At 63.5% G+C, this 21,960-nt stretch carries 18 protein-coding genes and 1 riboswitch; of the genes, 9 read left to right on the forward strand and 9 right to left on the reverse strand.

The genetic code is table 11. From position 1 onward, the window contains the following. Positions 1–19: 19 nt before the first annotated feature. From AC1RM7_RS08600 to AC1RM7_RS08620, 5 genes are all read right to left on the reverse strand, one after another. Positions 20–1,816: an ABC transporter ATP-binding protein gene (locus tag AC1RM7_RS08600; RefSeq protein ID WP_024920375.1), complete on the reverse strand. Its 1,797-nt coding sequence runs from the start codon at positions 1,814–1,816 to the stop codon at positions 20–22. 539 nt (positions 1,817–2,355) lie between these two features. Next, positions 2,356–2,718: a Zn-ribbon domain-containing OB-fold protein gene (locus AC1RM7_RS08605; protein WP_024920376.1), complete on the reverse strand. Its 363-nt coding sequence runs from the start codon at positions 2,716–2,718 to the stop codon at positions 2,356–2,358. After that, a complete protein-coding gene (locus tag AC1RM7_RS08610) occupies positions 2,715–3,851 on the reverse strand; it encodes a thiolase family protein (RefSeq protein WP_024920377.1) in 1,137 nt (378 codons plus the stop codon). Before AC1RM7_RS08610 ends, AC1RM7_RS08605 begins: the two co-directional genes overlap by 4 nt. A 57-nt stretch (positions 3,852–3,908) precedes the next feature. Further along, complete coding sequence (locus AC1RM7_RS08615; RefSeq protein WP_006021735.1) at positions 3,909–5,501, reverse strand: DHA2 family efflux MFS transporter permease subunit; 1,593 nt, start codon at positions 5,499–5,501, stop codon at positions 3,909–3,911. A 40-nt stretch (positions 5,502–5,541) separates the two neighbouring features. Next, positions 5,542–6,795 (reverse strand): HlyD family secretion protein, encoded by a 1,254-nt coding sequence (locus tag AC1RM7_RS08620; protein ID WP_024920378.1) that lies wholly within the window; start codon positions 6,793–6,795, stop codon positions 5,542–5,544. A gap of 194 nt (positions 6,796–6,989) precedes the next feature. Here AC1RM7_RS08620 and AC1RM7_RS08625 point away from each other — a divergent pair, with 194 nt between their 5' ends. Then, positions 6,990–7,631: a TetR/AcrR family transcriptional regulator gene (locus AC1RM7_RS08625; protein ID WP_024920379.1), complete on the forward strand. Its 642-nt coding sequence runs from the start codon at positions 6,990–6,992 to the stop codon at positions 7,629–7,631. A gap of 3 nt (positions 7,632–7,634) precedes the next feature. Here the strand turns inward: AC1RM7_RS08625 and AC1RM7_RS08630 are convergent, their stop codons facing one another. After that, on the reverse strand, positions 7,635–8,876 hold the full coding sequence (locus tag AC1RM7_RS08630) for an extensin-like domain-containing protein (RefSeq protein WP_024920380.1): 1,242 nt from the start codon (positions 8,874–8,876) through the stop codon (positions 7,635–7,637). 345 nt (positions 8,877–9,221) lie between these two features. Here AC1RM7_RS08630 and AC1RM7_RS08635 point away from each other — a divergent pair, with 345 nt between their 5' ends. From AC1RM7_RS08635 to AC1RM7_RS08650, 4 genes are all read left to right on the forward strand, one after another. Further along, the gene (locus AC1RM7_RS08635; protein WP_024920381.1) at positions 9,222–10,265 is read left to right on the forward strand and encodes an MBL fold metallo-hydrolase; all 1,044 of its coding nucleotides are present in this window, start codon (positions 9,222–9,224) and stop codon (positions 10,263–10,265) included. A 155-nt stretch (positions 10,266–10,420) separates the two neighbouring features. Beyond that, the gene (locus AC1RM7_RS08640; protein ID WP_244434390.1) at positions 10,421–11,950 is read left to right on the forward strand and encodes a FecR family protein; all 1,530 of its coding nucleotides are present in this window, start codon (positions 10,421–10,423) and stop codon (positions 11,948–11,950) included. Positions 11,951–12,035: 85 nt separating this feature from the next. Further along, positions 12,036–13,592 carry a DUF4403 family protein gene (locus AC1RM7_RS08645; RefSeq protein ID WP_024920383.1) on the forward strand — a complete coding sequence of 519 codons (1,557 nt, stop codon included), beginning with the start codon at positions 12,036–12,038 and terminating at the stop codon, positions 13,590–13,592. A gap of 235 nt (positions 13,593–13,827) precedes the next feature. Further along, the gene (locus tag AC1RM7_RS08650; RefSeq protein WP_024920384.1) at positions 13,828–14,328 is read left to right on the forward strand and encodes a transglycosylase SLT domain-containing protein; all 501 of its coding nucleotides are present in this window, start codon (positions 13,828–13,830) and stop codon (positions 14,326–14,328) included. Between the two features lie 18 nt (positions 14,329–14,346). On the opposite strand, the gene AC1RM7_RS08655 is transcribed toward AC1RM7_RS08650, so the two are convergent. The 3 genes from AC1RM7_RS08655 to AC1RM7_RS08665 are packed head-to-tail and all read right to left on the reverse strand — an operon-like array spanning position 14,347 to position 18,808. Further along, positions 14,347–15,819, reverse strand: coding sequence for a hypothetical protein (locus AC1RM7_RS08655; RefSeq protein ID WP_024920385.1), 1,473 nt, complete (start codon positions 15,817–15,819; stop codon positions 14,347–14,349). Then, entirely contained in the window at positions 15,816–17,315 is a 1,500-nt protein-coding gene (locus AC1RM7_RS08660; RefSeq protein WP_024920386.1) for a hypothetical protein, read from the reverse strand. The genes AC1RM7_RS08655 and AC1RM7_RS08660 overlap by 4 nt, the downstream gene beginning before the upstream one ends. Continuing rightward, a complete protein-coding gene (locus tag AC1RM7_RS08665) occupies positions 17,312–18,808 on the reverse strand; it encodes a hypothetical protein (protein ID WP_024920387.1) in 1,497 nt (498 codons plus the stop codon). The genes AC1RM7_RS08660 and AC1RM7_RS08665 overlap by 4 nt, the downstream gene beginning before the upstream one ends. 255 nt (positions 18,809–19,063) lie before the next feature. Further along, a riboswitch (TPP riboswitch) is annotated at positions 19,064–19,173 on the forward strand. Here AC1RM7_RS08665 and AC1RM7_RS08670 point away from each other — a divergent pair. The 4 genes from AC1RM7_RS08670 (at position 19,162) to AC1RM7_RS08685 (ending at position 21,951) form a co-directional block, all read left to right on the forward strand. After that, complete coding sequence (locus AC1RM7_RS08670; RefSeq protein WP_024920388.1) at positions 19,162–20,196, forward strand: FAD-dependent oxidoreductase; 1,035 nt, start codon at positions 19,162–19,164, stop codon at positions 20,194–20,196. It overlaps the preceding riboswitch by 12 nt. Then, positions 20,187–20,384 (forward strand): sulfur carrier protein ThiS, encoded by a 198-nt coding sequence (thiS, locus tag AC1RM7_RS08675; RefSeq protein ID WP_006021747.1) that lies wholly within the window; start codon positions 20,187–20,189, stop codon positions 20,382–20,384. The genes AC1RM7_RS08670 and thiS overlap by 10 nt, the downstream gene beginning before the upstream one ends. Before the next feature lie 189 nt (positions 20,385–20,573). Beyond that, complete coding sequence (locus tag AC1RM7_RS08680; RefSeq protein WP_024920389.1) at positions 20,574–21,356, forward strand: thiazole synthase; 783 nt, start codon at positions 20,574–20,576, stop codon at positions 21,354–21,356. After that, complete coding sequence (locus AC1RM7_RS08685) at positions 21,343–21,951, forward strand: thiamine phosphate synthase (protein WP_492837995.1); 609 nt, start codon at positions 21,343–21,345, stop codon at positions 21,949–21,951. The genes AC1RM7_RS08680 and AC1RM7_RS08685 overlap by 14 nt, the downstream gene beginning before the upstream one ends. The last annotated feature ends 9 nt before the right edge of the window (positions 21,952–21,960 follow it).

A 21,960-nucleotide genomic window follows, 5' to 3' on the forward strand; every position in this document is an offset into this window, starting at 1 on the left:
GTTCTTGTGGGACAAGGCCTTACTCGGCTGCCGACATGCGGTCGAGTTCGAGCACCTGCCGCTCGAACAGCGAGCGGTAGATGCCGCCGGAACGCCGTGCGAGCGAGGCATGCGTCCCCTCTTCCGCGATCCGGCCCCGGTCGAACACGAGGATACGGTCGAGGCTGCGCACGGTCGACAGACGGTGCGCGATCACGATCGCGTTGCGGCCCTGGATCAGGCGGTCCATCGCCTCCTGAATCAAGGCTTCCGATTCCGAGTCGAGGCTTGACGTGGCCTCGTCCAGGATCAGGATCGGCGCGTCCGCAAGGAAGGCCCGCGCCAGCGCCACACGCTGACGTTCGCCGCCCGACAGTTTCACGCCGCGCTCGCCCACCAGCGTCTCGTAACGCTTTGGCAGCCGCATGATGAAGTCATGCGCGTTGGCAAGACGCGCCGCTTCCTCGATCTGCGCCATGCTCGCGCCCGGCCGCCCATAGGCGATGTTCTCCGCGAGCGAGCGATGGAACAGGGTCGGCTCCTGCTGCACGATGGCTATCTGGCTGCGCAGCGACTGCTGCGTGGCCTTCGCGACATCCTGACCGTCGATGAGGATGCGGCCGCCAGTTGCGTCGTACAGCCGCTGCACCAGCTTGACGAAGGTCGTCTTGCCGGAGCCGGAGCGGCCGACCAGACCGACGCGCTCGCCGGGCCTGATGCTGACCGCAAGCCGGTCGTAGAGCGGCGTGTCGTGTCCGCGATAGTGGAACGTCACATCGTCGAACACGATGCCGCCGCCGGCGACCTTGATCGGCCTCGCATCGGGCGCATCGGCAATGCCGATCACTTCGTCATGCATCGCCACCAGTTCCTCCATGTCGTTCACCGAACGCTGGAGATGGCTGATGTGCTGACCGATGTCGCCGAGATAGCCGTGAATGACGAAATAGGTCGTCACCACATAGGCCACCTCACCCGGCGTCGCACGGCCCGCGGCCCACAGCAGCAGCACGCCGCCGATCACAGTCACGCTCATCAACACCAGCACGGCATGCTGCGCCGTGCCGACATAGGTGTAGCGGGACCATGTCCGGGTCGCGCGGCGGCGCCACTTGCCGAGCACGCCGCCCAGACGCTCGTCCTCCCGTGCTTCCGCACCGAACGACTTGACGACCGCATTGCAGGTCAACGCATCGGCCAGCGTGCCGCCAACTTTGGTGTCGAGCGCGTTGGACAGTTGCGCGGCAGGCGCGATGTAGTTCGTGGTCAGGGCCACCGTGAGGCCGACATAGATCACCGTCATCAGGGCAATCACGGCACCCAGCACCGGCCAGTGCCAGCCGACAAGGATGGTCGAGCCGAGCAGCACCACCAGCGACGGGATCAGCGCCATCAGGATGGTGTCGTTCAGCAGATCTAGCGCCCACATGCCGCGCGTGATCTTGCGCACGGTTGAGCCGGCAAAGCTGTTGGCGTGCCAGTCGGTCGAGAAGCGCTGGATTCGCACGAAGGCATTCTGCGCTACATCCGACATGATGCGCAGCGTGAACGGGATGATCGCCTTCAGGCCGACGAAACGGGTGATCATCGCCACAAGACCGAGTGCGACGATGGCACCGAAAGCGATCATCGCCCCGTGACGCGCCGCGGCTGGATCGGTTCGCGCAATTGAGTCCACCAGCTTTCCTGCGAACAGCGGCATGAAGACGTCCGCAGCCGCAGCGGCGATCAGGCCACCGGCAACCACGGAGAGCCGCGCCGGCTGATTGCGCCAGTGGCGGAAGACGAATGGAAGCACCGCGCGTAAGGCGGACTTTTTGTTACGAGACAGAGTCATGGCATGTTTCGGCTGCGCAGGCGCAAGCCGACTCCAAATGAGGGACGACGCAGCGGGCAGCGCGGCGCACAATCGTCACGTGTCAAAGAAACAGGTTGTGGAATCTGGTCAGCGAAGGTTCGCGACAACTCGAACCGGACGACCACGGACAGGCCATCGGAGAACCGATGGCAGCCGGCAACCTTGCGCGGAGGACCGCGGGGTTAACCGATGGGGTATCCGAATGCCGAGGCGCGAATGCGCAGGACTCGCGGGGTCGCGATAAACGCAAACTTCAAATCCATGCGATCCTCCCGCGTTCGAGCAATGCTGACTCAACGTTGCGTGAGCCGCTGATGATGTTTTGGGCAATAATTACGGCAAATTTTGTACCGGCTGATTGAAATTCGGCAATGTCCGCGCGACGAGGTGCCGCACTCGAATCTCGACTGTCATTCCGGGGGCGCGCAAAGCGCGAGCCCGGAATCCAGAAGTTGCTTCCGAAGAACTCTTCTGGATTCTAGATCAGTCCGCGGCGCGGACTGTCCGGAATGACATCGTCACAACTTCACGAAATACGGCGTGCGCAGGCCGGTAAAGGGCCTGAATTCCGCGACGACTTGATCTCCTATGCGCAAATCGCTGTCGCCGTGCGCCATCATGCGAAAGCCTTCCGCCATATCGACCAGCAGGATCGCATATGGCACATGCGCCTTAGCGTCCGGCGTCGCCGCGCGGCGAACGATTGTTGTGGAATAAACCACACCCTTGCCGCTTGCCTCGTGAGTCTGCGGCGACGCGTCTCCGCACGACGGACAGAACGCACGGCGGAAGTACCAGAGATGGCGGCACGCGCCGCATGACTGATAAAGGATCGCGTCAGCTCCGTCGGTCCAGCCTTTGAGTTCTGCTACTTCGCTCATCGCACCCGCTCCAGAAACATGCTGACATGAGACGACATCACGCCGCCATCGCCGTGCAGCAGCGCCAGCGATGCGTCGCGCACCTGCCGTTGCCCTGCCCTTCCCGTCATCTGCAATTGCGTCTCGACCAGATGCGCCATCGCACCGCCGCAGCCGCAGTGACCGTAACTCAACAGTCCGCCATGGGTATTAAGCGGAAGCGCACCGTTGATGCCGAAATCGCCGTTGCGCGCACGCGCGGCGGACTCGCCGCGCTGCGCGAGGCCAAGCTCCTCGATCAGGATCGCCAGCGTGATGGTGAAGCTGTCATAGATGCCGGCATACCTGATATTGTGCAGATCGACGCCCGCCTTTTCCTGCGCCCGCTTCAGCGCGACTGCCGCACCGACATCGGACAACGATTTCGCTGCCGTGACGTGCTGATGCAGATGCGCCTGCCCGCAGCCCAATACGCGCACATGATGGTCACTCGTCGGCTCGCGGCTGACGATAAAGGCCGCGCCGCCGTCCGACACCGGGCAGCAATCGAGCAGCTTCAGCGGTGAGGATATTTCGCGCGACGCCAGCACATCGGCCACCGTGATCGGATCGTGAAACTGCGCGCCGGGATGCAGCATCGCGTGGTTGCGCATCAAGACCGCGAATTCCGCCATGTCGGCCTGCGTCAGGCCGTAGTCGTGCATGTAACGCGAGGCGAGCAATCCGTAATAGGCCGGGATGGTCGGGCCGAGCGGCACTTCGTAATCGGGATGGCCGACCTGCGCCAGCGTGCTCATCGCCGAGTCGCGTGCCTGCCCGGTCAGTCGGTTCTCGCCCGCGACGACGAGAATGGTTTTGGCGACTCCCGCCTCGACCAGTTCATGCGCCAGCATCGCCATCGCCAGACCCGTGGCGCCGCCGACCTGAATGGCGTGGGCATAAGACGGCCGCACACCGAAGTGCTCGGCGAACACCGTCGCCAGCATCAAATGCGGCATGGTGGTGGAGTAACCGGTCAGCAGACCCTCGATATCCGCACGCCGGAGGCCTGCATCCGACAGTGCGCCTTCGGCCGCCTCGGTCATCAGATCGAGCGTCGAGCGGCCTTCATGTTTTCCGAATGCGGTCAGTCCGACGCCGCTGATGAAACTCATTCGCCACTCGTGTCATTGAGATACCGTGCCGTGGTTTGCCACGGCTGCCGGCGATCTTCAATGCGCGTCCGGCGGCGGTCCCATCACGTTGGGTTTGCGGACAAAGAAGACCAGCGTGCTCAGCACAAGATAGAAGCACGTCAGCATGAAGAAGGCGTCGCCGAAGCTCATCACCACCGCCTGCCGGTGCACGATCTGCGACAGCTGCTTCATCGCCATCAGCGAGGCATTGCCCGCGCCCTGGAATTTCTGCGTCAGCATATTGAGCGTCTCGACCGCCATCGCGTTGCCCCATGTCACGCGATCATGAAGCCGCGAAATATGAAGATCGGTCCGGTGATCGAGCACCGTGTTGATGATCGCAAGACCCACCGCGCCGCCGAGGTTGCGCGTCAGGTTGAAAAGTCCGGAGGCGTTCTTGAGGCGGTCAGGCGGCAGCGTACCCAGCGCGATATTGTTCACCGGGACCATCGCCAGCATCATGCCGACACCGCGGAAGACCTGCGGCCACAGCAATTCGTAGAAATCGTAATCGCGCGTGATCCAGGTCATCTGCCAGGAACCGATGGCAAAGATGATGAGGCCCGCCGCGATCAGATAGCGCAGATCCACCTTGGTCATCAACTTTCCGACCAGCGGCGCGGTGGCGAACATTGCAATGCCGGAAACGAACATCGTCTCGCCGATCATCAAGGCGCTGTAGCCGCGCACTTCCGCGAGATAACGCGGATAGATGTAGGTGAGCCCGTACAGCCCGATGCCAACGCAGAACGAGAACATGCTGCCAAGTGCGAAATTCCGGTCGGTGAAGGCCCGGATGTCGACAATCGGTTCCTTGACCCTCAGCACGCGCCAGAAGAAGACGAACGCCGAGAACGCACAGACGATGCCCAGCCAGAACACCGAAGGGTCCTGAAACCAGTCATATTGCGGGCCCTCCTCGAGCACATATTCCAGCGCGCCGAGAAAACCGGCCATCGATGCCAGCCCCCACCAGTCGAATTTCTCGAGCAGCTTGAAGTTCGGCTTGTCGAAATCAACCAGCATCCACACACCAATGGTGATGCCGATGCCGGGAACGATGTTGATAAAGAACAGCCAGTGCCATGACATCACGTCGGTGATGTAACCGCCGACCGTCGGGCCGACCGTCGGCGCCAGCGTCGCCACAAGGCCGATAATCGGCGTCACCATCGGCATCTTGGAACGGGGAAAGATGGTGTAGGCCGACGCGAACACCGTCGGAATCATGCCCGCACCGAGAAAACCCTGAACCGCGCGCCAGAGGATCATCTGCTCGATGGTCGATGTCAGGCCGCACATGAAGCTCGCCGCGGTGAAACCCGCAGCGGAGATCGCAAAAAGAAGTCGCGTGCCGAGTGCGCGCGACAGAAAACCCGAAAGCGGGATCGCGATCACTTCCGCGATCAGATATGCGGTCTGGACCCAGGAGACTTCGCTGGAGCTTGCCGAAAGGCCAGCCTGAATGTCGGATAGCGATGCCGAGACGATCTGGATGTCCAGAATCGACATGAACATCCCGAACACCATGATGAGGAACGCGATCAGCCGCCGCGTGCTGATCGTCTCGGGAACGGCCGGCGACGCCGGAATGCCGTCCATGGTTGGCGATGCGGTGTTTGACGACATCACGTTGTCCTAAAGGTCCGCGATGCGGGACCTTATGCTGTTATCGCGCCGCGATCGGATCGACGTGCTCCGGGTTTGGCTTGGTGTTCACCGTCGTGATCACCGACATGCCGGGCCGCAGCAAGTTTTCGCGCGCCACCGAGAACGGCACGCGGATGCGGACTGGCACGCGCTGCACCACCTTGGTGAAATTGCCGGTGGCATTGTCCGGCGGCAGCAGCGTGAACACCGAGCCCGAGGCTGGCGCGAGGCTGTCGACAACGCCGTTGATGGTGCGACCCGACACCGCATCGACCGTGATCGAGACCGGCTGTCCGGGCTTCAGACGGCCGAGCTGCGTTTCCTTGTAGTTGGCATCGATATAGACGTCGTCGATCGGCACCACATTGGCCAGTCGCTGACCGGGCTGCACGTAGTCACCTACACTGACAATGCGGTTGGAGAAAATTCCGTCAACCGGCGCACGCACCACCGTAAACGAAAGATCGCGCACGGCTTTCGCGAGCGCCGCGCGCAGTTCCTGCAACTGGCCTTCGGCTTCAGCCTTCTGCGACTTGATGACGTCGACCTGCGTTTCCGCGGCTTCAAGCGTGGCCCGCGCGGCCTGCACCGCGGCAACGGCCTGATCGCGACCGGCCTGCGACACATCGAAGGTCGCCTTGGAGGCGAAGCCCTTCGTGCTCAGCGATTCCTGACGTTCAAAGTCAGACTGCGCGCGCTTGATCCCGGCCTCGGCCGAAACGAGCTGTGCCCGGGCCTGATCGACCTGGCTCTGCTGGGCTGCGATCTGGCGGCCGATGCGCTCGATGGTGGCTTCCTGCGTCGCGACCTTGGCGCGCGCGCTTTCGACAGCCAGCTGATAGTCGCCGTCGTCGATCATAAAGAGGACATTGCCCGCGCCGACGCGCGCGTTATCGCCCACCATCACCTTGGAAATGTGCCCGGCGATCTTCGCGCCCATGGTGGAGTTGTTGGCGCGCACATAGGCGTCGTCGGTGGTCACCATGTAACGGCCGATGACCATGTAGTGGTAGCCGAAATAGATGCCGGCAAGCGCAGCCACCGCGCCGACGCCAACCAGAACCCTCTTGCGGGTTTTGGATTTCGGTTTGGCGGATTGCCCGACGGCATCATCCGATCCATCCGCCACCGGCGCTTCGGGAGCCGGCTGTTCCGCAGGACGTGAACGCTGCTCGATCTCCGCCGCCGGAACGGCGTGCGATGCATCGGTGTCAGATGCATCAGGCTTGGGGTGGACAACCCTTGCGACCTGGTCTCGGGCAGGCACAGCCATCACTATTTCCTTAAATTCTAAACTCAAACACACGCCCGGCGCCGATAGCGGCAACCCGACCTGCGACAAAATTATCATTGACCGAACGGTTCGGTCAAATGTATTTTAGGGCGATACTTGGATACCGTATTATGGGTTCCCGTATTCTTTCCGGCGGCGCGATCCACAGCGGAACGAAAAAACAGACTAAACAAATGGTTACACAGAGCCACCTGACGGTCGCGTCCGGCGACGAAGACAGCGCGAAGCGCCATCAGATCATGGATGGCGCGCGGCGTGTCTTCATGGATCTGGGATTCGACGGCGCCAGCATGAACGAGATCGCCCGCGCCGCTGGCGTCTCCAAAGGCACGCTCTACGTCTATTTCACCGACAAGAACCGGCTTTTCGAGGCCATCGTCGAACAGGAAAGTCTCGAGCACGGCAAGAAGGCATTCAACTTCGACCCGGCGCAGGATGCCGAAACCAGCCTGCGCGCATTCGGCCGCGCCTATCTGGAAATCGTGTGCCGCCCGGATGGCGGTTCAGCGGTCAGAACCGTGATGGCCATCGCGGAACGGATGCCGGATGTCGGCAGGCGTTTCTATGATCATGTTATCGCCCACACCATGCGCCTGCTCGGCGATTATCTTGCAGCGCGGGTCAAAGCCGGGGAGCTTGCGATCGACGACTGCTATCTCGCTGGTGCACAGTTCATGATGATGTGCCAGGCGACGCTGTTTCAGCCTTACGTCTTTCAGGTCAAGCCCGCCCCGACAAAAAAGGAAATCGCAACGGTGGTCGACAGCGCCACGCGCGTTTTCCTCGCCGGCTATCGCGCTTCCAGCAAGAGCTAAAGCTCAGCGCTCCCTGATCCGGGATTCGTCTTCGATCGACTCTTGGTCTTCCTTCGACAGCGGACCGCGCGCGAACATCCGTTTCACGCGCTGCCCGATCGAGCCGGTGACGCCGCCATCGCGCAGCGCATAGCCGCGTGGTGCCGCGCGCGCCGCGATTTCCTCGCCGGACACAGCCGCAGGCTGGCAGATGATGCGTCCGCTGGCGCGGCGCATCAGATCGACGTGAATATGATCGTAGTGATAGACGTTCGATCCCGGCGCCAGCACGGTGTTGAACTGCTGGCACGCGGCGGCCTGCACATCGCGCAGGAAGCCCTGCTCTTCCGGTAAACCTTTCCAGCCATCCTTCACCGAAATGCGCCGCCCGTCCGCCAGCGTGAATGCGGCAATGTCGAGCGCGTTGCCGAAGGCGTGCTCGGAAATATGCGCGCGCGAATTGCCGTTCATGCCGCGGCATGAGTAGGCCGAAATCTGCTTGATCTCCGCGACCGGCGAGCCGAACCAGCGCTGCGCCGCAGGCTGAACCGCGTCCGCCAGCCAGCGGTCGAGCGCCGAGACGATCGGACACGCCAGCGTTGCCGCTGGCTTCACCGCAACAGCGCCGAACCCGTTCACCGGCGAGCCCCGCGAAGGGCCGAGACGCGGCGGCGTGTAAGGCTGGCTCGCGGGAGGATAAGGCTGCGCGGCATAGGGCGCGCGGGTTTGCGGGCGACTGATGGTCGGCGACGCGGAGTCAGGAGCTCCCGCCAGATCTTCCTCATCCGGCGGCTCTGTTCCCGGCGCATTCAACCGCATCGGCGCGCCGGCCTGCTCTGGATACGACGGCGAACGCGCCGCCGGATAAGGCTGCTGCGATGGATAAGATGATGATGGATATGATGGCGGCTGCGACGACGAATAAGACGGCTGATAGGACGGAGACTGCGGCTGCGATGCCGGCCAGCGCGGCTGATTGCCGATGCTGCCGGGCGGACGCAGGTCGTCGGCGTAACCGAGGCTGCTCATCGGCTCGCCGAGTGCCGCCACTTTCAGCGGGAATTCAGCTCCGCACGCGCCAGGGCCGGAAATCGGATCGATGCGGACGAGATCGGCAGTCTCCTTGACCGCACCGGATTTCAGGCACGCCTTCTCCGCCTCAGCCCGCCAGGGTTCGCGTTCGGCGGTCATGAAACCGCGGCCGCAACCCGCCAGCGCAACAAGGACAAGGGAGCCGACGACGAACCAACTCACTCCACGCGTCATCCGCGCAAGTTCACCGAAGATAATTAAAGACTCTTCAACGCATTGTTATTCAAGGTTTTTTAACCATGTTGGCGCGCCGCGGCCGATGATCCGTCAGCAGCTCTGACTTTTTTGAAGGGGGAACGTCTTGGTAGCGTCCGCGTTACATGACCCAGCGTTGAGCCAAGGGAGATTCCCCATGACCATCGTCGGACCTCTGAGCGTCGTTGCAGCGTATGCGTCGTTTATTCTGGTCGGCGCGATCGTGCTGGGCATGTTCTAGAGATATTGTCCGCCAAGCGGATCATCAGATTGAGTGACGCGGTCCACCCTTGATCGCTCACAGGAATCTGCAATCATGGTTCCATGATTTTCCGTCAGCTCTTCGACAGCGTTTCCAGCACTTACACCTATCTTCTTGCGAGCCGCCGCGGCGGCGAAGCACTGATCATCGATCCGGTGCTGGAGAAGGTCGACCGTTACATCCAGCTTCTGCACGACCTCGATCTCAAGCTGATCAAGGCGGTCGATACGCATATCCACGCCGACCACATCACCGGCCTCGGCGCACTGCGCGACAAGACCCATTGCATCACCGTGATGGGCGAGCAGAGCGGGGTCGATGTCGTGTCGATGCGCGTCTCCGACGGCGACAAGATCGACATCGAGGGCCTCAGCCTCGATGTGCTCTACACGCCGGGCCACACCGATGATTCCTACAGCTTCATCCTGCCCGATCGGGTTTTCACCGGCGACACGCTGCTCATTCGCGGCACCGGACGCACCGATTTCCAGAACGGTGACCCGCGCGCGCAATACGAGTCGATCTTCGGACGGCTGCTGAAGCTGCCCGACCAGACGCTGATCTTTCCGGCGCACGACTACAAGGGCGACACCGTCTCGACCATCGGCGAGGAAAAGGCCTGTAACCCGCGGCTGCAGGTCAAGTCGGTCGATCAATACGTCGACCTGATGAACAGCCTGCACCTGCCGAATCCGAAGATGATGGATGTGGCGGTGCCGGCCAACCTGCATATGGGTCTGGCACAGGACGAAGTCGCGCGGCGCGGCTGGGCGCTGACGGCCTCGCAAGCCAAGGACATGGCCGGCCGGTCCGACGTCGTGCTTATCGATCTGCGCGAACGGCGCGAGCGCGAAAAACACGGCGTCATTCCGGGCTCGCTGCATGCGCCTTACCCTGCTCTCGAAGACAATGTGAAACCGGGCGGCGTCCTCCACCAGCTCGGCACATCCACCAGCAATCAGTTGCTGTTCTATTGCGCGTTCGGCGAACGCTCCGCGATGGCCGTGCAGGCCGCACAGGAAGCCGGACTTACCGCGGCCCGCCATATCCAGGGCGGCATCGAGGCCTGGCGCCGCGCCGGCGGCACGATCGCGCCCGAGCGATGACGCGCGGGGTTTGAACCGCCACCTCTTTCGCATCACAATTGCAATGAAAAATCCGGCTGTCAGAGCGCGTGGCGTTGCATCGCCCTGCGAGGGCTGTCAAAAATGATGCCATTGTGCGGCCTTTCAGATTGCTCCCCGAGCAGGTGAATATGTTGATGCGCTCTGCCCTGCTCGTTGCATCGATGCTGTGCGGCCTCGCCTTTGCGCCCGCCCATGCAGAACACATCATCCAGCTCGCACAGGCCGCACCCGCGCAACCGGCGGGCCCCGCACCGGCGCCGGCGGATTCGTCCGCACCGTCCGCGCAAACAACGCCGTCCGCTCCAGCCGATCAGCCTGCGGCAGATCCGTCTCAACAGGCCAGCGACGAACCCGCCGGCAATGTCGCCATCCTCAAAGGCACCGCAACCGTCACGCGCGGCGGCATGACCGGTCCGCTGAAACTGCAAGACGACATCTTCAAGGGCGACGTTCTTCAGACCGGCAAGAACTCGACGCTCGGCGTCACGTTCAGCGATGACACCACGCTCAATCTCTCCGCAAGCTCGCGCGTGTCCGTGGACAATTTCGTCTACCAGGAAGGGTCCAAGGATAACGCGGCGCTTCTCAACGTCACGCGCGGCACCATGGCCTTCGTCGCCGCTGCGGTTGCCAAGACCGGCGACATGAAGATCGAAACGCCGACCGCAACGCTCGGCATTCGCGGCACGACAGGCCTTGTCGAAGTGCCCGAGGGCGCAACGGCCGGCACCGCCAATGCCAGCAATGTCGGGGTCAAGCTTTATCCCGACGCAGACGGCAAGGTCGGCCGCATCGAGGTCAGGGCGCGCGACGGCGCGCCGCTCGGCATGCTGACCCAGGCTGCGAGCGGCTTCACCGTGCGGGGCACGATGGTGCCGGGCTTCGGCATGCGCATGTCCGCGATGCCGATGGTGATGTCCGCGCAGATGATCGCGCGCGATCGCGGCTTCATGCAGCGCGTTCACACCATGCAGGACATCGGACGGCGGGTTGTGATGGAGCAGCGCAACTTCCGTCTGCAAAATCCGAATCGTCCGCCGGCCTTCGGACGGCCCGGCTTCAATCCGAACGCTCCGCAGCGCGGCGGACTCAATCAGCCCGGCCAGCGCCCCGGCCTGAATCAGCCGGGTCAACGCGGCGGCATCAACCAGCCCGGCCTGAACAACAGGCCGGGACAGCCGAACCAGCCAGGCCTGCGCAATCAGCCCGGGCAGCCAAATCGTCCGGGCCTGAATCAACCTGGCCAGCCGGGGCGGCCGGGCCTGCAAAACCCGCCGGGACAGCGCGGCAATTTGCAGCCGGGCACTGGCCAACCGGGGCGCCCCGGTTTGCCGAACCAGGGCGGACTGCAAAGAGCACCCGGCGCACCGGGTCAGTTGGGGTCAAGGCCGGCGCTTCCGAGCCAGCCGGGCCTCGCGAACCGGCCCGCGCTTCAACCACAACCCGGCGTGCCGGGCGGATTGCAGCGGCCATCTGCGGTGCCGAGTGCGCCGGCGATGCAAGGTCCGGCGGGAATTCTCAACCGGCTCGGTGTGCCGAACCGTCTCGGCATTCCGCAGGTGCCATCAGCAGTACCGCGTCCCGGCCAGCCCGCAGTCCCTGCCTTGCAGAAAAAGCTGCCAGGCACACCGAAGGACAAGTTGCCGAAAGAGTTGCTCCGATAGGTTGATCCATACCGCTGCCTCACGCGGGGTGGCGTGCCGCGGACACCGCCTGTAGCATCGTTGTCATGACGCTGCCGGAGTCGCTATGCGCTTGAAATTCATCCTGCTCGGGTTGGCGGTGCTCGTCGCATCGTTCGCCGCCAGTCTTTATGCGATGAACAGGTTCTGGCCGACGACAGTTGAGAAGCCGGTGCTGGCGAAGCTGCCGCCGCTCCCGCCGGTCTCGCGCAATTCCGAAATCCTCACCCCCATTTCCATCTCGATCGCCGCGCTCCGCGACGGGCTCGACCGCGCCGCGCCGCGCAATCTCGGCGGCAAGGCGGACAATCCCGTCAGCCAGATTCTCCAGAACGCCGACATCAACTGGACGGTGACGCGCGGGCCGATCGCCGCAAGCGGCGTGCAGAACGCGCTGTCGCTGTCGACACCGCTCGACGGCAAGCTGACCGTGCTTGGCTCGCTGTCGGCGGCAAGCGGCACGGCGCTCGGCAATGCACTGGGGAACGTGCTCGGCAGCAACGCCGTCAAGCAGCTTGGCAGTGTGAATATCAAACAATTGAATGCGAATGCCGCGATCCACGGCAATGTCGCGATCACCTCAAAGCCCGAAGTCCTGCGGGAGTGGCGGATCGATCCGAAGCTGACCGCACAGGTGACACTCGGCGAAAGCAGTCTCACCATCGCAGGCGCGAAAGTCGCGGTGCCTGCACAGGTCAAGCCGGTGATCGACAAGACGGTCAACGAGCAGATGGCGCAGTTGCAGGCGCGGCTGCGCAACGACCGCTCGCTCGAACAGAATGCGCGGCGCGAATGGGCGAAACTTTGCCGTTCGATCCCGCTGCCTCCGGCGGCGGTGGGAATGCCGACGCTCTGGCTGGAGATGCGGCCGGTGCGCGCCATGGCGGCCCAGCCGCGCATCGATCCCAACTCGGTGAACTTCATGCTCGGCTTGCAGGCGGAAACGCGCGTGCTTCCCGCCGAGACCAAGCCGGATTGTCCGTTCCCGGCAAATCTCGACATTGTGCCGCCGCCGGATCGCGGCCGCATCGCCATCGGCGTGCCGATCGATCTGCCCTTCACCGAAGTCAGCAAGATCGTCGCGACGCAGTTGAAGGGGCGCACGTTTCCTGAAGACGGCAGCGGCTCGGTCGATGTCACGGTGAAAAGCGCGAGCGTTGCCGCCGCCGGTCAGCGGCTCCTGATCTCGCTGCTCGTCAACGCCAGGGAGAAGAAGAGCTGGTTAGGCCTCGGCGGCGAAGCCACGATACACATCTGGGGCCGCCCGGTGCTGGATCAGGCGCAACAGATCCTGCGGCTGACCGATCTCGAACTCGCGGTCGAATCCGATTCCGCATTCGGCCTGTTAGGGTCCGCTGCGCGCCCGGCGATCCCTTATCTGCAACGCGCGCTCGAGCAGCGCGCCACCATCGATCTGAAAACATTCGCCGCGAACGCCCAGCAGAAAATTTCGGCGATCGTCTCGGATTTCCGCAAGAACGATGAAGGCATTCGTGTCGAAGCATCGGTGTCGAGTGTGCGCCTCGGCAGCATTGCATTCGATTCCAGTACGCTGCGGATCATCGCGGAAGCGGAAGGGTCAATCAGTGTCGCGGTGACATCGCTGCCGAATTTGCAGCAGTGAACGCGCAATCGCTGGCGCATAGCTCATCCGCATGTTCGCATAGCTGCAAGCTGCTCATATCAGAGCGTTAATTCCTGCGAGTTCCCGCGTTAACACTCGCGACACGTTCTCTCCACATTTGCTCCTCATTGGAACCGCTTGCGCCCGTGGCCGTTGAGCCGGGCCAGTCGTCGCGCCTGCACAGAGTGCCCGCGCTGAACCCATCTCCAAGAATTCATTGCTGAGGATTTACATCATGAAACGAGTCTTGCTCGCCGCAGCCGCGGCGATGATCCTGATTCATCCCGCCAGCGCACAGCGCGCCAACTACGAGTCGATGGTCGCCAGTCACGCCGCCGCAAACGGAGTTCCCGCGGAACTCGTGCATCGCGTGATCGTGCGCGAGAGCCGCTACAATCCGCGCGCCGTCAGCAAGGGCAATTACGGCATGATGCAGATCAAGCTCGCGACCGCGCGCAGCCTTGGCTACACCGGCACAGCGCAAGGCCTGCTCGATCCCGACACCAACCTCACCTACGCCGTGAAGTATCTCGCCGGCGCGTATCAGGCGGCGGGCGGCAATCACAACCGCGCGGTCTCCTATTATGCAGGCGGCTATTACTATGCGGCGAAACGTCAGGGCCTTCTGCCGCGTCAGCAGGTTCAGGCGCAGGCCGAACCGTCGATCACGCTGTTCGACGCGAACGCGCAGGTGCTGCCCGTGCGGCGGCATCGTCATCATCGCCACCATCACTGATAAGAAAGCAGGCCGGCTTCAGTTTGAAGCCGGCCTTATTTCCGGCTCGGCCGAATGACGCGCCGATGGATCGCGCACATGCGCCACGACATTGTCGTCGGCGAAAACTTTCTTCCAGCCGTCGACATGATCGAGCAGTTGCGCGGCAGGTGTCCGCCGCCATAGCAGGGTGGCGTCTATGCGGTATGACTTGAGCATATCGAACAGCGCATCGGGTCTCTTCAGAGTCATGGCGCGATCGACATCCACCATGAAGCGCTCGCCATACAATTCGGTTCGCCCGTCGATCGCGACGGGCACTCCCGACCAGATCAGATAGCCGCCGAAGTCGTAGTCGTTCAGCACGCGCGACACGCCGCGCTCCTTCAATGCCGCAACGGCCGGCGCAATGCCGGACGGCGGCGCGTATCGGCCGGTCGCCATCACAAATCCTGTTATCGCGATAACCGGCACCAGCGCCGCCACTGCAACCATCGACCGCAGCCGTGTGCCATTCGCCGGCAATATCGCCGGCTGGGCGAAACGCGCCGCCAGCGGCGCAGCCAGCACGATCGGCAGCAGCAACGCCAGCACGGTGGCGTTGCGCGCGCTCGCCAGCGCCATGTGAAGCAGCCCGAGCGCGAGCACGATCCGCATCAAGGGGAGCTTCAATCCTTTGAACAGGATCGCTCCCAGCCCAAGCAGCAGAACGCCCTCGAAAGCACCGAAGCGCGTGAAGTCCGCCGGACGCCATTCGGTGATCATCGACAGCGCAGCGCCGAGATTGAGAATGTTGCGGGCCGCGAGCAGCGAATTCCAGCCATAGGGCGTGATGCAGCTCGCCGCGAGTGCGACGAGACCGAACACGAACCAGCGCATCAGCAACGGAGCGCGTGCAGGACGCTCCACCCTCATCATCGCGTCGAGTGCGATCGCCCCGATCAGCACGAGGCCGAAAATGAAACTGCCGTGAAGGTTTGCCCAAAGCGTCATGAGCGGCAGCAGCCAGAACGGCGGCACACCGCCGCGGTCAGCCGTCGCGATCAAACCCATGACCCAGGCCACTATCACCGGCATGGCGAGCGCGTGCGGCCGCACCAGAAAATGCGGCGACGCTATCGCGAGCGCCGCCAGCAGAAGAATGAGCACGACGGACGTATCCAGACGCCGTTCGAGAAACCGCGCGAGCAGTGCAAATGCCGCTGCGATCGACGCGGCCGTCAGGATGACCGGACCGGCCCAGCCCGCGACAGAAAAAGCGAACGCGTAACAGGCCTGCGCCAGCCACTGCGTCGAGATCCAGGGCTGGCCCTGCATCGTGAAGGAAAAGATGTCGGCTTGCGGAACGGCGGCGCTATCGAGAATCCACTGGCCGACCTTGATCTGCCAGAACGTGTCGGGATCCGCCAACATCCGGTTGCCGAGCGCAAGCAGTCCCGCGTAGACGCAGACGCCCGTCACCAGCGGCAACGACAACCACCTTGCCGGAGCATCGCTGGCCTGCGCCGTCATCGCGCCGCGCCTTCAGGCGGTTTGACGTTGGGCTGCGCGGTATGACGCGCATTCGCGTCGCGGACATGAACGACGACATCGTCGTCGGCGAAGACCTTGCGCCAGCCGTCGATCTGGTCGAGCAGTTGCGCGCCCGGCGTCTTTTTGCGCAGCAGCGTCGCGTCGATCTTGTATCGCTCCAGCAGGTCGAAGAAGCTTGCCGGATTGCGCAGGCCCCTCGCCGCGCTGTGCTCGACCACGAATTTCTCGCCGTACAATTCCGTGCGTCCGTCGATATAGGGCGCGACACCCTGCGAGATCAGGTAGCCGCCGAAGTCGTAATCGTTGAACACCCGCTTCGCCTGATGCTGTTTCAGTGCCAGCACCGCCGCGGCCGGTGACATGTTTTCCGCCGGGCGATACTGGCCCATGGCAAGCGCCGCCACGGTCATGCCGGCCATCAGGACAACGGTCAGTGCTGCCGCGATGCCCTGAGGCTGCGGAAAGGTCAGGCCCGCCTCGCCGTTTCGCCCGCCGAATTGCGCGGCGAGCGGCGCCGCGACCACCATCGGCCCCAGCAGGGCAAAGACGTCCGCATTGCGGATGTGGGCCAGCGCCATGTACAGCAAACCGACGAACAGCACGGTGCGCATCAAGGGCAGCTTCACGCCCTTGAGGAACGCAAGCACGATGATCAGCAGCGTCCCGGCCTCCAGCGGACCGAGGAAACTGAAATCGGCCGGCGCCCATTCGCGGATCAGGGTGAGCGCTTCGCCGAGATTGAGAATGGCGCGCGCCGCCAGCAGCGAATTCCAGCCGTAGGGCGTGAGGCAGCTCGCTGCGAGCGCAACCAGACCGAACACAAACCAGCGCAGCAACAGCCGCAGCCGCAGCCGCGCCGGCGCTTCGGCGTTCAGCACCGCATCCAGCGCGATCGGACCAATCAGCATCAGACCGAGAACGAAACCGCCGTGCAGGTTCGCCCACAGCGTCATCAGCAGGACCAAGACGAACGGCGGCGCTTGCCGCCGCTCAGCCGCCGACAGCAATGCCGCAACCCACGCCACCATCACCGGCAGCGCCAGCGCATGCGGCCGCGCGTAGAAATGCGGCAGTCCGATGAGGAACGATACCGGAAGCAGGATCATCACCGGCGTGTCGCCGAAATAGCGGACCAGAAACCGCGTCAGCAGCGTGTACGTCACGGCGATCGCCAGCGCCGTCAGCGCGACGAGCCCCGCCCAGCCGAACCATCCGTAGACCTGGCTGAAGATCACCTGCGCCAGCCATTGCGTCGACATCCATGGCTGACCCTGCATCGTGAACGAATACACATCGGTCAGCGGCACCGTGCGGTGATCGACCATCCACTGCCCGACCGCGACCTGCCAGAATGTATCGGGATCAATCAGCAGCCGGTTGCCGGTGCTCAGCAGCACGGCATAGACGATAAGGCCGACCCACAGCGGCAGGGTGCAGCGCTCCGCCGGTGCTGCGTCGATTGCCTGTGCGGTCATCGCGCAGCGCCTTCCGGTTTGATTGCTGGATTGGCCGTGGCGGGCTTGCGCACATGGACGACGGCGATGCCGTCGGTATGGATGCGCTGCCAGCCATCGAGCCGGTCGAGAAGTCCGGCCGCAGGCGTGTCCGACGTCAGCAGCGTCGCGTCGATCTTGTAACTGTCGAGCAGGCCGAGAAATCCGTCGACGTCCCGGAGCGCGAGCGCATCGAACGTCTTGACGAGGAACGGCGCGCCATAGAGTTCGCCGCGCCCGTCGAAGAAGGTTGGAATGCCCTGCGTGATGAGATAGCCGCCGAAGCCCGCGTTGTGGAGAACTCGCGATGCCTTGCGGGCCTTCAGCACATCGACCGCGGCAGCCGGTGTCTGGCTGACCATCGGTGAAAAGGTATGGCTCACGGCAAAGGCCGTGGTCGCCACCACGACACCCAGAACAACAGCGACAACGCCGATCCAGCTTCTTGTCCGCGCAACGGCTTCAGCTCTTCCGAGCTGCGCAGCGAGCGGACCCGCAACCACCAGCGGCGTCAGCAGCGCGAACACTTCGATATTGCGGTTGTGCGAGAGTGCCATGTGCAGCAAGCCGAGCACCAGCAGAATGCGCGGCGGCGACAGCACGATGCCGCGCCAGAGCGCCGCGGCCGCCGCCGCCAGTAGACAAATCTCGAACACACCGAGACTGCTGAAATCCGCAGGCTGCCACTCGGCGATCAGCGGCATCGCATCGCCGAGATCGAGGATCTGGCGCGCCGCCAGCAGCGAGTTCCAGCCGTAAGGCGTGATCCAGCTTGCAAACAGCGCATAGATGCCGAATGCCATCCAGCGCAATGCCAGCGAGACTCGTTGCGATGCCTCCGCGTTCCACAGCGCATCGAGCGCAAACGGCGCGATCAGCGCCAGCCCGAGCACGAAGCCGCCGTGCAGGTTCGCCCACAGTATAATTAGCGGCAGCAGCCAGAGTGACGGCGCCCTGCGCGCATCGCTGGCCTTCACCAGACCGTAAACCCACGCCACCATCACAGGCAGCGCCAGCAGATGCGGGCGCGCGACGAAATGATGCGCGGACATCAGCACCGCGGCCATCGCCACGATGATCGCATGCGCCGCCGAAAAGTACCGGCACAGGATATAGACCAGCAGCGCGAATGCCGCCGCCGTTCCGAACGCGGCAAGGATCACAGGCCCGGCCCAGCCGGCCATCGCGTATGAGGCGGCATAGAGAACCTGCGCCAGCCAGGACGACGACATCCACGGCGCGCCAAATCGCGTGAACGAATAGACGTCGGTCTGCGGCAGCGCACGATGATCGATGATCGATTGCCCGACCACGATCTGCCAGTAGGTGTCTGCATCCTGAAGCGCACGATTGCCGCCGATCACGAACAACAGAAACAGCCCGGCACCGAACCACAGCCATGCCGGCACCTGCCCGAGGGTTTTCTCGGCCGTGCCTGGCTTGTGCCCGATGTGATCGAGACCGGCGATGCTCATTATTGATCCTGAAGTGCGGAACCTGTTTCCGCGACCTAACCACCGGCGGCATAATTCCGGGTAAACTCTGGCCCCGGAAACCGGCGTGGAACGGCCTCAAAATCGCTCCCCGGCAAGGTCAACGAACCCTTACCTGCGGCGTTCTGCGTCAATCTTTGCGATGCGAAATGCGCAAACGCGTTCCCACGATGCGGAAAAGCCATGCCACGTCGGGGCTCCGGCCATTGAAACCCCGGATCATCGGGTCTATCGTATTGATGTTCCGAGGGGGGCTCCGGCGTGGAGCTGAGATACCGCGTGATGCGCGGTGACCCTTTGAACCTGATCCGGGTCATGCCGGCGAAGGGACAGGGATGTTACAGAAAGCCACATCTCCGCGAGGGGAATCTTCCGTCAACGTTATCGGTGCGGGCATTGCCGGGTCGTGGCAGGCATTGCTGTTCGCGCGCGCGGGTTATGACGTCACTCTGCACGAGCGCGGTGACGCCGAAATGACGCAGGCGACCAGCCACTGGGCCGGCGGCATGCTGGCGCCATGGTGCGAGCGCGAAGCCTCCGAACCGGTCATCACCCGCCTCGGCATCCGCTCGCTCGATCTGTGGCGCGAACAGCTTCCCGAGACGCCGTTCAACGGTTCGCTGGTGGTGTCGCATCCGCGCGACCGCACAGACTTTGAGCGTTTCGCCAAGCTCACCACCGATCATGAACGTCTCGATGCATCCGGCATTGCAGAACTCGAACCGTCGCTCGACGGCCGCTTTCGCGAAGCGCTGTTCTTTGCCGGCGAAGGCCATGTCGAGCCGCGCGCCGTATTGCCGAAGCTGCATAAGCAACTTGCCGAAGCGGGCGCCGCGATCAAATTCCAGAGCGACTGCGAGCCCGACAAGATCGCCCAAGAAATCCAAAACGGCATCGTGATCGAGTGCCGCGGACTTGCTGCCAGAGAATCTGGCACGCGCGATCTGCGCGGCGTCAAGGGCGAGATGGTGATCATCGAGACGCCGGAGGTGCAACTGTCGCGCCCGGTGCGGCTGATACATCCGCGCTGGCCGCTCTACATCATTCCGCGCGACGGCAACCGCTTCATGATCGGCGCAACCACTGTCGAAGCCGAAGACACCGGCGTCAGCGTGCGCTCCGCACTGGAACTGCTCACGGCGGCCTATGCGGTGCATCCGGCCTTCGCCGAGGCGCGGATCGTCGAGATCGGCGCGGGCCTGCGCCCGGCTTTCCCTGACAACCTGCCGCGCATCGCGATCGACGCGAAGCGCATTTCCGTCAACGGGCTTTATCGCCACGGCTTCCTGCTGGCGCCTGCCCTTGCCGAACTGACGCTCGCCTATGTCGAGCGCGGCGCCATCGATAACGAGGTGATGCAATGTTCCTGATCGTCAACGGCGAACGGGTCGAGACCAAGGCCACGCGCGTCGACGCGCTGCTGGCTGAACTTGAATATGAAGGCACGCATCTGGCCGTCGCGGTGAACTACGACGTGGTGCCACGCGCGCGTTGGGCCGAGACGGCGCTCAACGACAATGATTCAGTGGAAATCCTCACGCCACGGCAGGGGGGATGAAATGAAAAATCTCTCCACGTCGTCTCCGCGAAGGCGGGAACCCATCTGTCACCTCTCCCCGTTTACGGGGAGAGGTCGGAGACTGAGCGCAGCGAAGGCTCCGGGTGAGGGGCAGGTTCACGCGCAGTGCGCTGCCCCTCACCCCAACCCTCTCCCCGCAAGCGGGGAGAGGGAGCAGAAGGTGCTCCCATGTTGAAATTCTACGACCGCGAATTCTCCTCGCGCCTGCTGATCGGCAGCGCGCTCTATCCCTCGCCGAAGATCATGCAGGACGCGATCCGCGCCGCGGGCAGCGAAATCGTTACCGTGTCGGTGCGCCGCGAAACCGCAGGCGGCAAGACCGGCGATCAGTTCTGGTCGCTGATCCGCGAGCTGAAAGTCACCGTGCTGCCGAACACCGCCGGCTGCAAGAGCGTGCGCGAAGCCGTGACCACGGCGAAACTTGCGCGCGAACTGTTCAACACGCCGTGGATCAAGCTGGAAGTGATCGCCGATGACGAGACACTGCAACCCGACGTGGTCGGACTTGTCGAGGCAGCGTCCATCCTGATCAAGGACGGCTTCGAGGTGTTTCCCTACTGCACCGAGGATCTCAGCGTCGCCTCGCGCCTGGTCGATGCCGGATGCAAGGTTGTGATGCCGTGGGCCTCTCCGATCGGCAGCGCACGCGGCATCACCAACCGCGATGCGCTGAAGCTGCTGCGCGCCCGTTTCCCCGACATCACGCTTGTGGTCGACGCCGGCATCGGCGCGCCGTCGCACGCCGCCGAAGCGTTCGAGCTCGGCTATGACGCCGTGCTGCTCAACACCGCCATCGCCAAGGCCGACGATCCGGTCGCCATGGGCAACGCGTTCCGTCTCGCCGCCGAGGCCGGCCGCGCCGGATACCAAGCGGGCCTGATGGGCGCGCGCGATTTCGCCTCTCCGTCAACCCCTGTCGTTGGGACACCGTTCTGGCATGCCGTATCCTGATCGTTTCTATCCCGTGGTCGACAGCGTCGCGTGGGTCGCGCGGCTGACCAAGCTCGGTGTCGGCACGATCCAGTTGCGCGCGAAGGATCTCGATGACGCAGCGGCGCTCGCCATTGTGAAAGAAGCCCTCGCCGTCACCAAAGGCAGGCCGACGCGGCTTGTGGTGAACGACTACTGGCGCGCGGCGATCGACGCGGGCGCGCAGCATCTGCATCTCGGCCAGGAAGATCTCGCGGAGGCCGACGTTCCTGCGATCCGCCGCGCCGGCCTGACACTCGGCATTTCCACGCACGATGAAGACGAACTCGACAACGCGCTCCGGCAAAAGCCGGACTACATCGCGCTCGGCCCGATCTTTCCGACCACCCTGAAGGCGATGCGCTTCGCGCCGCAGGGCATCGAGCGCATCACCGCGTGGAAGCTCGATATCGGCGACATTCCGCTGGTCGCGATCGGCGGTATCAAGCTCGAACAGGCCGAAATGATTTTTGCCGCTGGCGCGAACTCCATCGCCGTCGTCAGCGACGTCACCCAGAACGCCGATCCGGATGCGCGCGTGCGCGCCTGGCTCGAACACGTTGCTCAACCCGTTTAACCGAGAACG

The sequence above is a fragment of the Afipia sp. GW822-FHT03D08 genome, assembly GCF_058801645.1.

Bases quoted from the DNA above. Each gene is read 5' to 3' on its own strand.
- AC1RM7_RS08610 (WP_024920377.1), bottom strand. From the start codon at position 3,851: ATGAGTTTCATCAGCGGCGTCGGACTGACCGCATTCGGAAAACATGAA.
- AC1RM7_RS08615 (WP_006021735.1), bottom strand. From the start codon at position 5,501: ATGTCGTCAAACACCGCATCGCCAACCATGGACGGCATTCCGGCGTCG.
- AC1RM7_RS08645 (WP_024920383.1), top strand. From the start codon at position 12,036: ATGCGCTTGAAATTCATCCTGCTCGGGTTGGCGGTGCTCGTCGCATCG.
- AC1RM7_RS08640 (WP_244434390.1), top strand. From the start codon at position 10,421: ATGCGCTCTGCCCTGCTCGTTGCATCGATGCTGTGCGGCCTCGCCTTT.
- AC1RM7_RS08650 (WP_024920384.1), top strand. From the start codon at position 13,828: ATGAAACGAGTCTTGCTCGCCGCAGCCGCGGCGATGATCCTGATTCAT.
- AC1RM7_RS08665 (WP_024920387.1), bottom strand. From the start codon at position 18,808: ATGAGCATCGCCGGTCTCGATCACATCGGGCACAAGCCAGGCACGGCC.
- AC1RM7_RS08625 (WP_024920379.1), top strand. From the start codon at position 6,990: ATGGTTACACAGAGCCACCTGACGGTCGCGTCCGGCGACGAAGACAGC.
- AC1RM7_RS08620 (WP_024920378.1), bottom strand. From the start codon at position 6,795: ATGGCTGTGCCTGCCCGAGACCAGGTCGCAAGGGTTGTCCACCCCAAG.
- AC1RM7_RS08630 (WP_024920380.1), bottom strand. From the start codon at position 8,876: ATGACGCGTGGAGTGAGTTGGTTCGTCGTCGGCTCCCTTGTCCTTGTT.
- AC1RM7_RS08655 (WP_024920385.1), bottom strand. From the start codon at position 15,819: ATGACGGCGCAGGCCAGCGATGCTCCGGCAAGGTGGTTGTCGTTGCCG.
- AC1RM7_RS08670 (WP_024920388.1), top strand. From the start codon at position 19,162: ATGTTACAGAAAGCCACATCTCCGCGAGGGGAATCTTCCGTCAACGTT.
- AC1RM7_RS08635 (WP_024920381.1), top strand. From the start codon at position 9,222: ATGATTTTCCGTCAGCTCTTCGACAGCGTTTCCAGCACTTACACCTAT.
- thiS (WP_006021747.1), top strand. From the start codon at position 20,187: ATGTTCCTGATCGTCAACGGCGAACGGGTCGAGACCAAGGCCACGCGC.
- AC1RM7_RS08685 (WP_492837995.1), top strand. From the start codon at position 21,343: ATGCCGTATCCTGATCGTTTCTATCCCGTGGTCGACAGCGTCGCGTGG.
- AC1RM7_RS08605 (WP_024920376.1), bottom strand. From the start codon at position 2,718: ATGAGCGAAGTAGCAGAACTCAAAGGCTGGACCGACGGAGCTGACGCG.
- AC1RM7_RS08660 (WP_024920386.1), bottom strand. From the start codon at position 17,315: ATGACCGCACAGGCAATCGACGCAGCACCGGCGGAGCGCTGCACCCTG.
- AC1RM7_RS08600 (WP_024920375.1), bottom strand. From the start codon at position 1,816: ATGACTCTGTCTCGTAACAAAAAGTCCGCCTTACGCGCGGTGCTTCCA.
- AC1RM7_RS08680 (WP_024920389.1), top strand. From the start codon at position 20,574: ATGTTGAAATTCTACGACCGCGAATTCTCCTCGCGCCTGCTGATCGGC.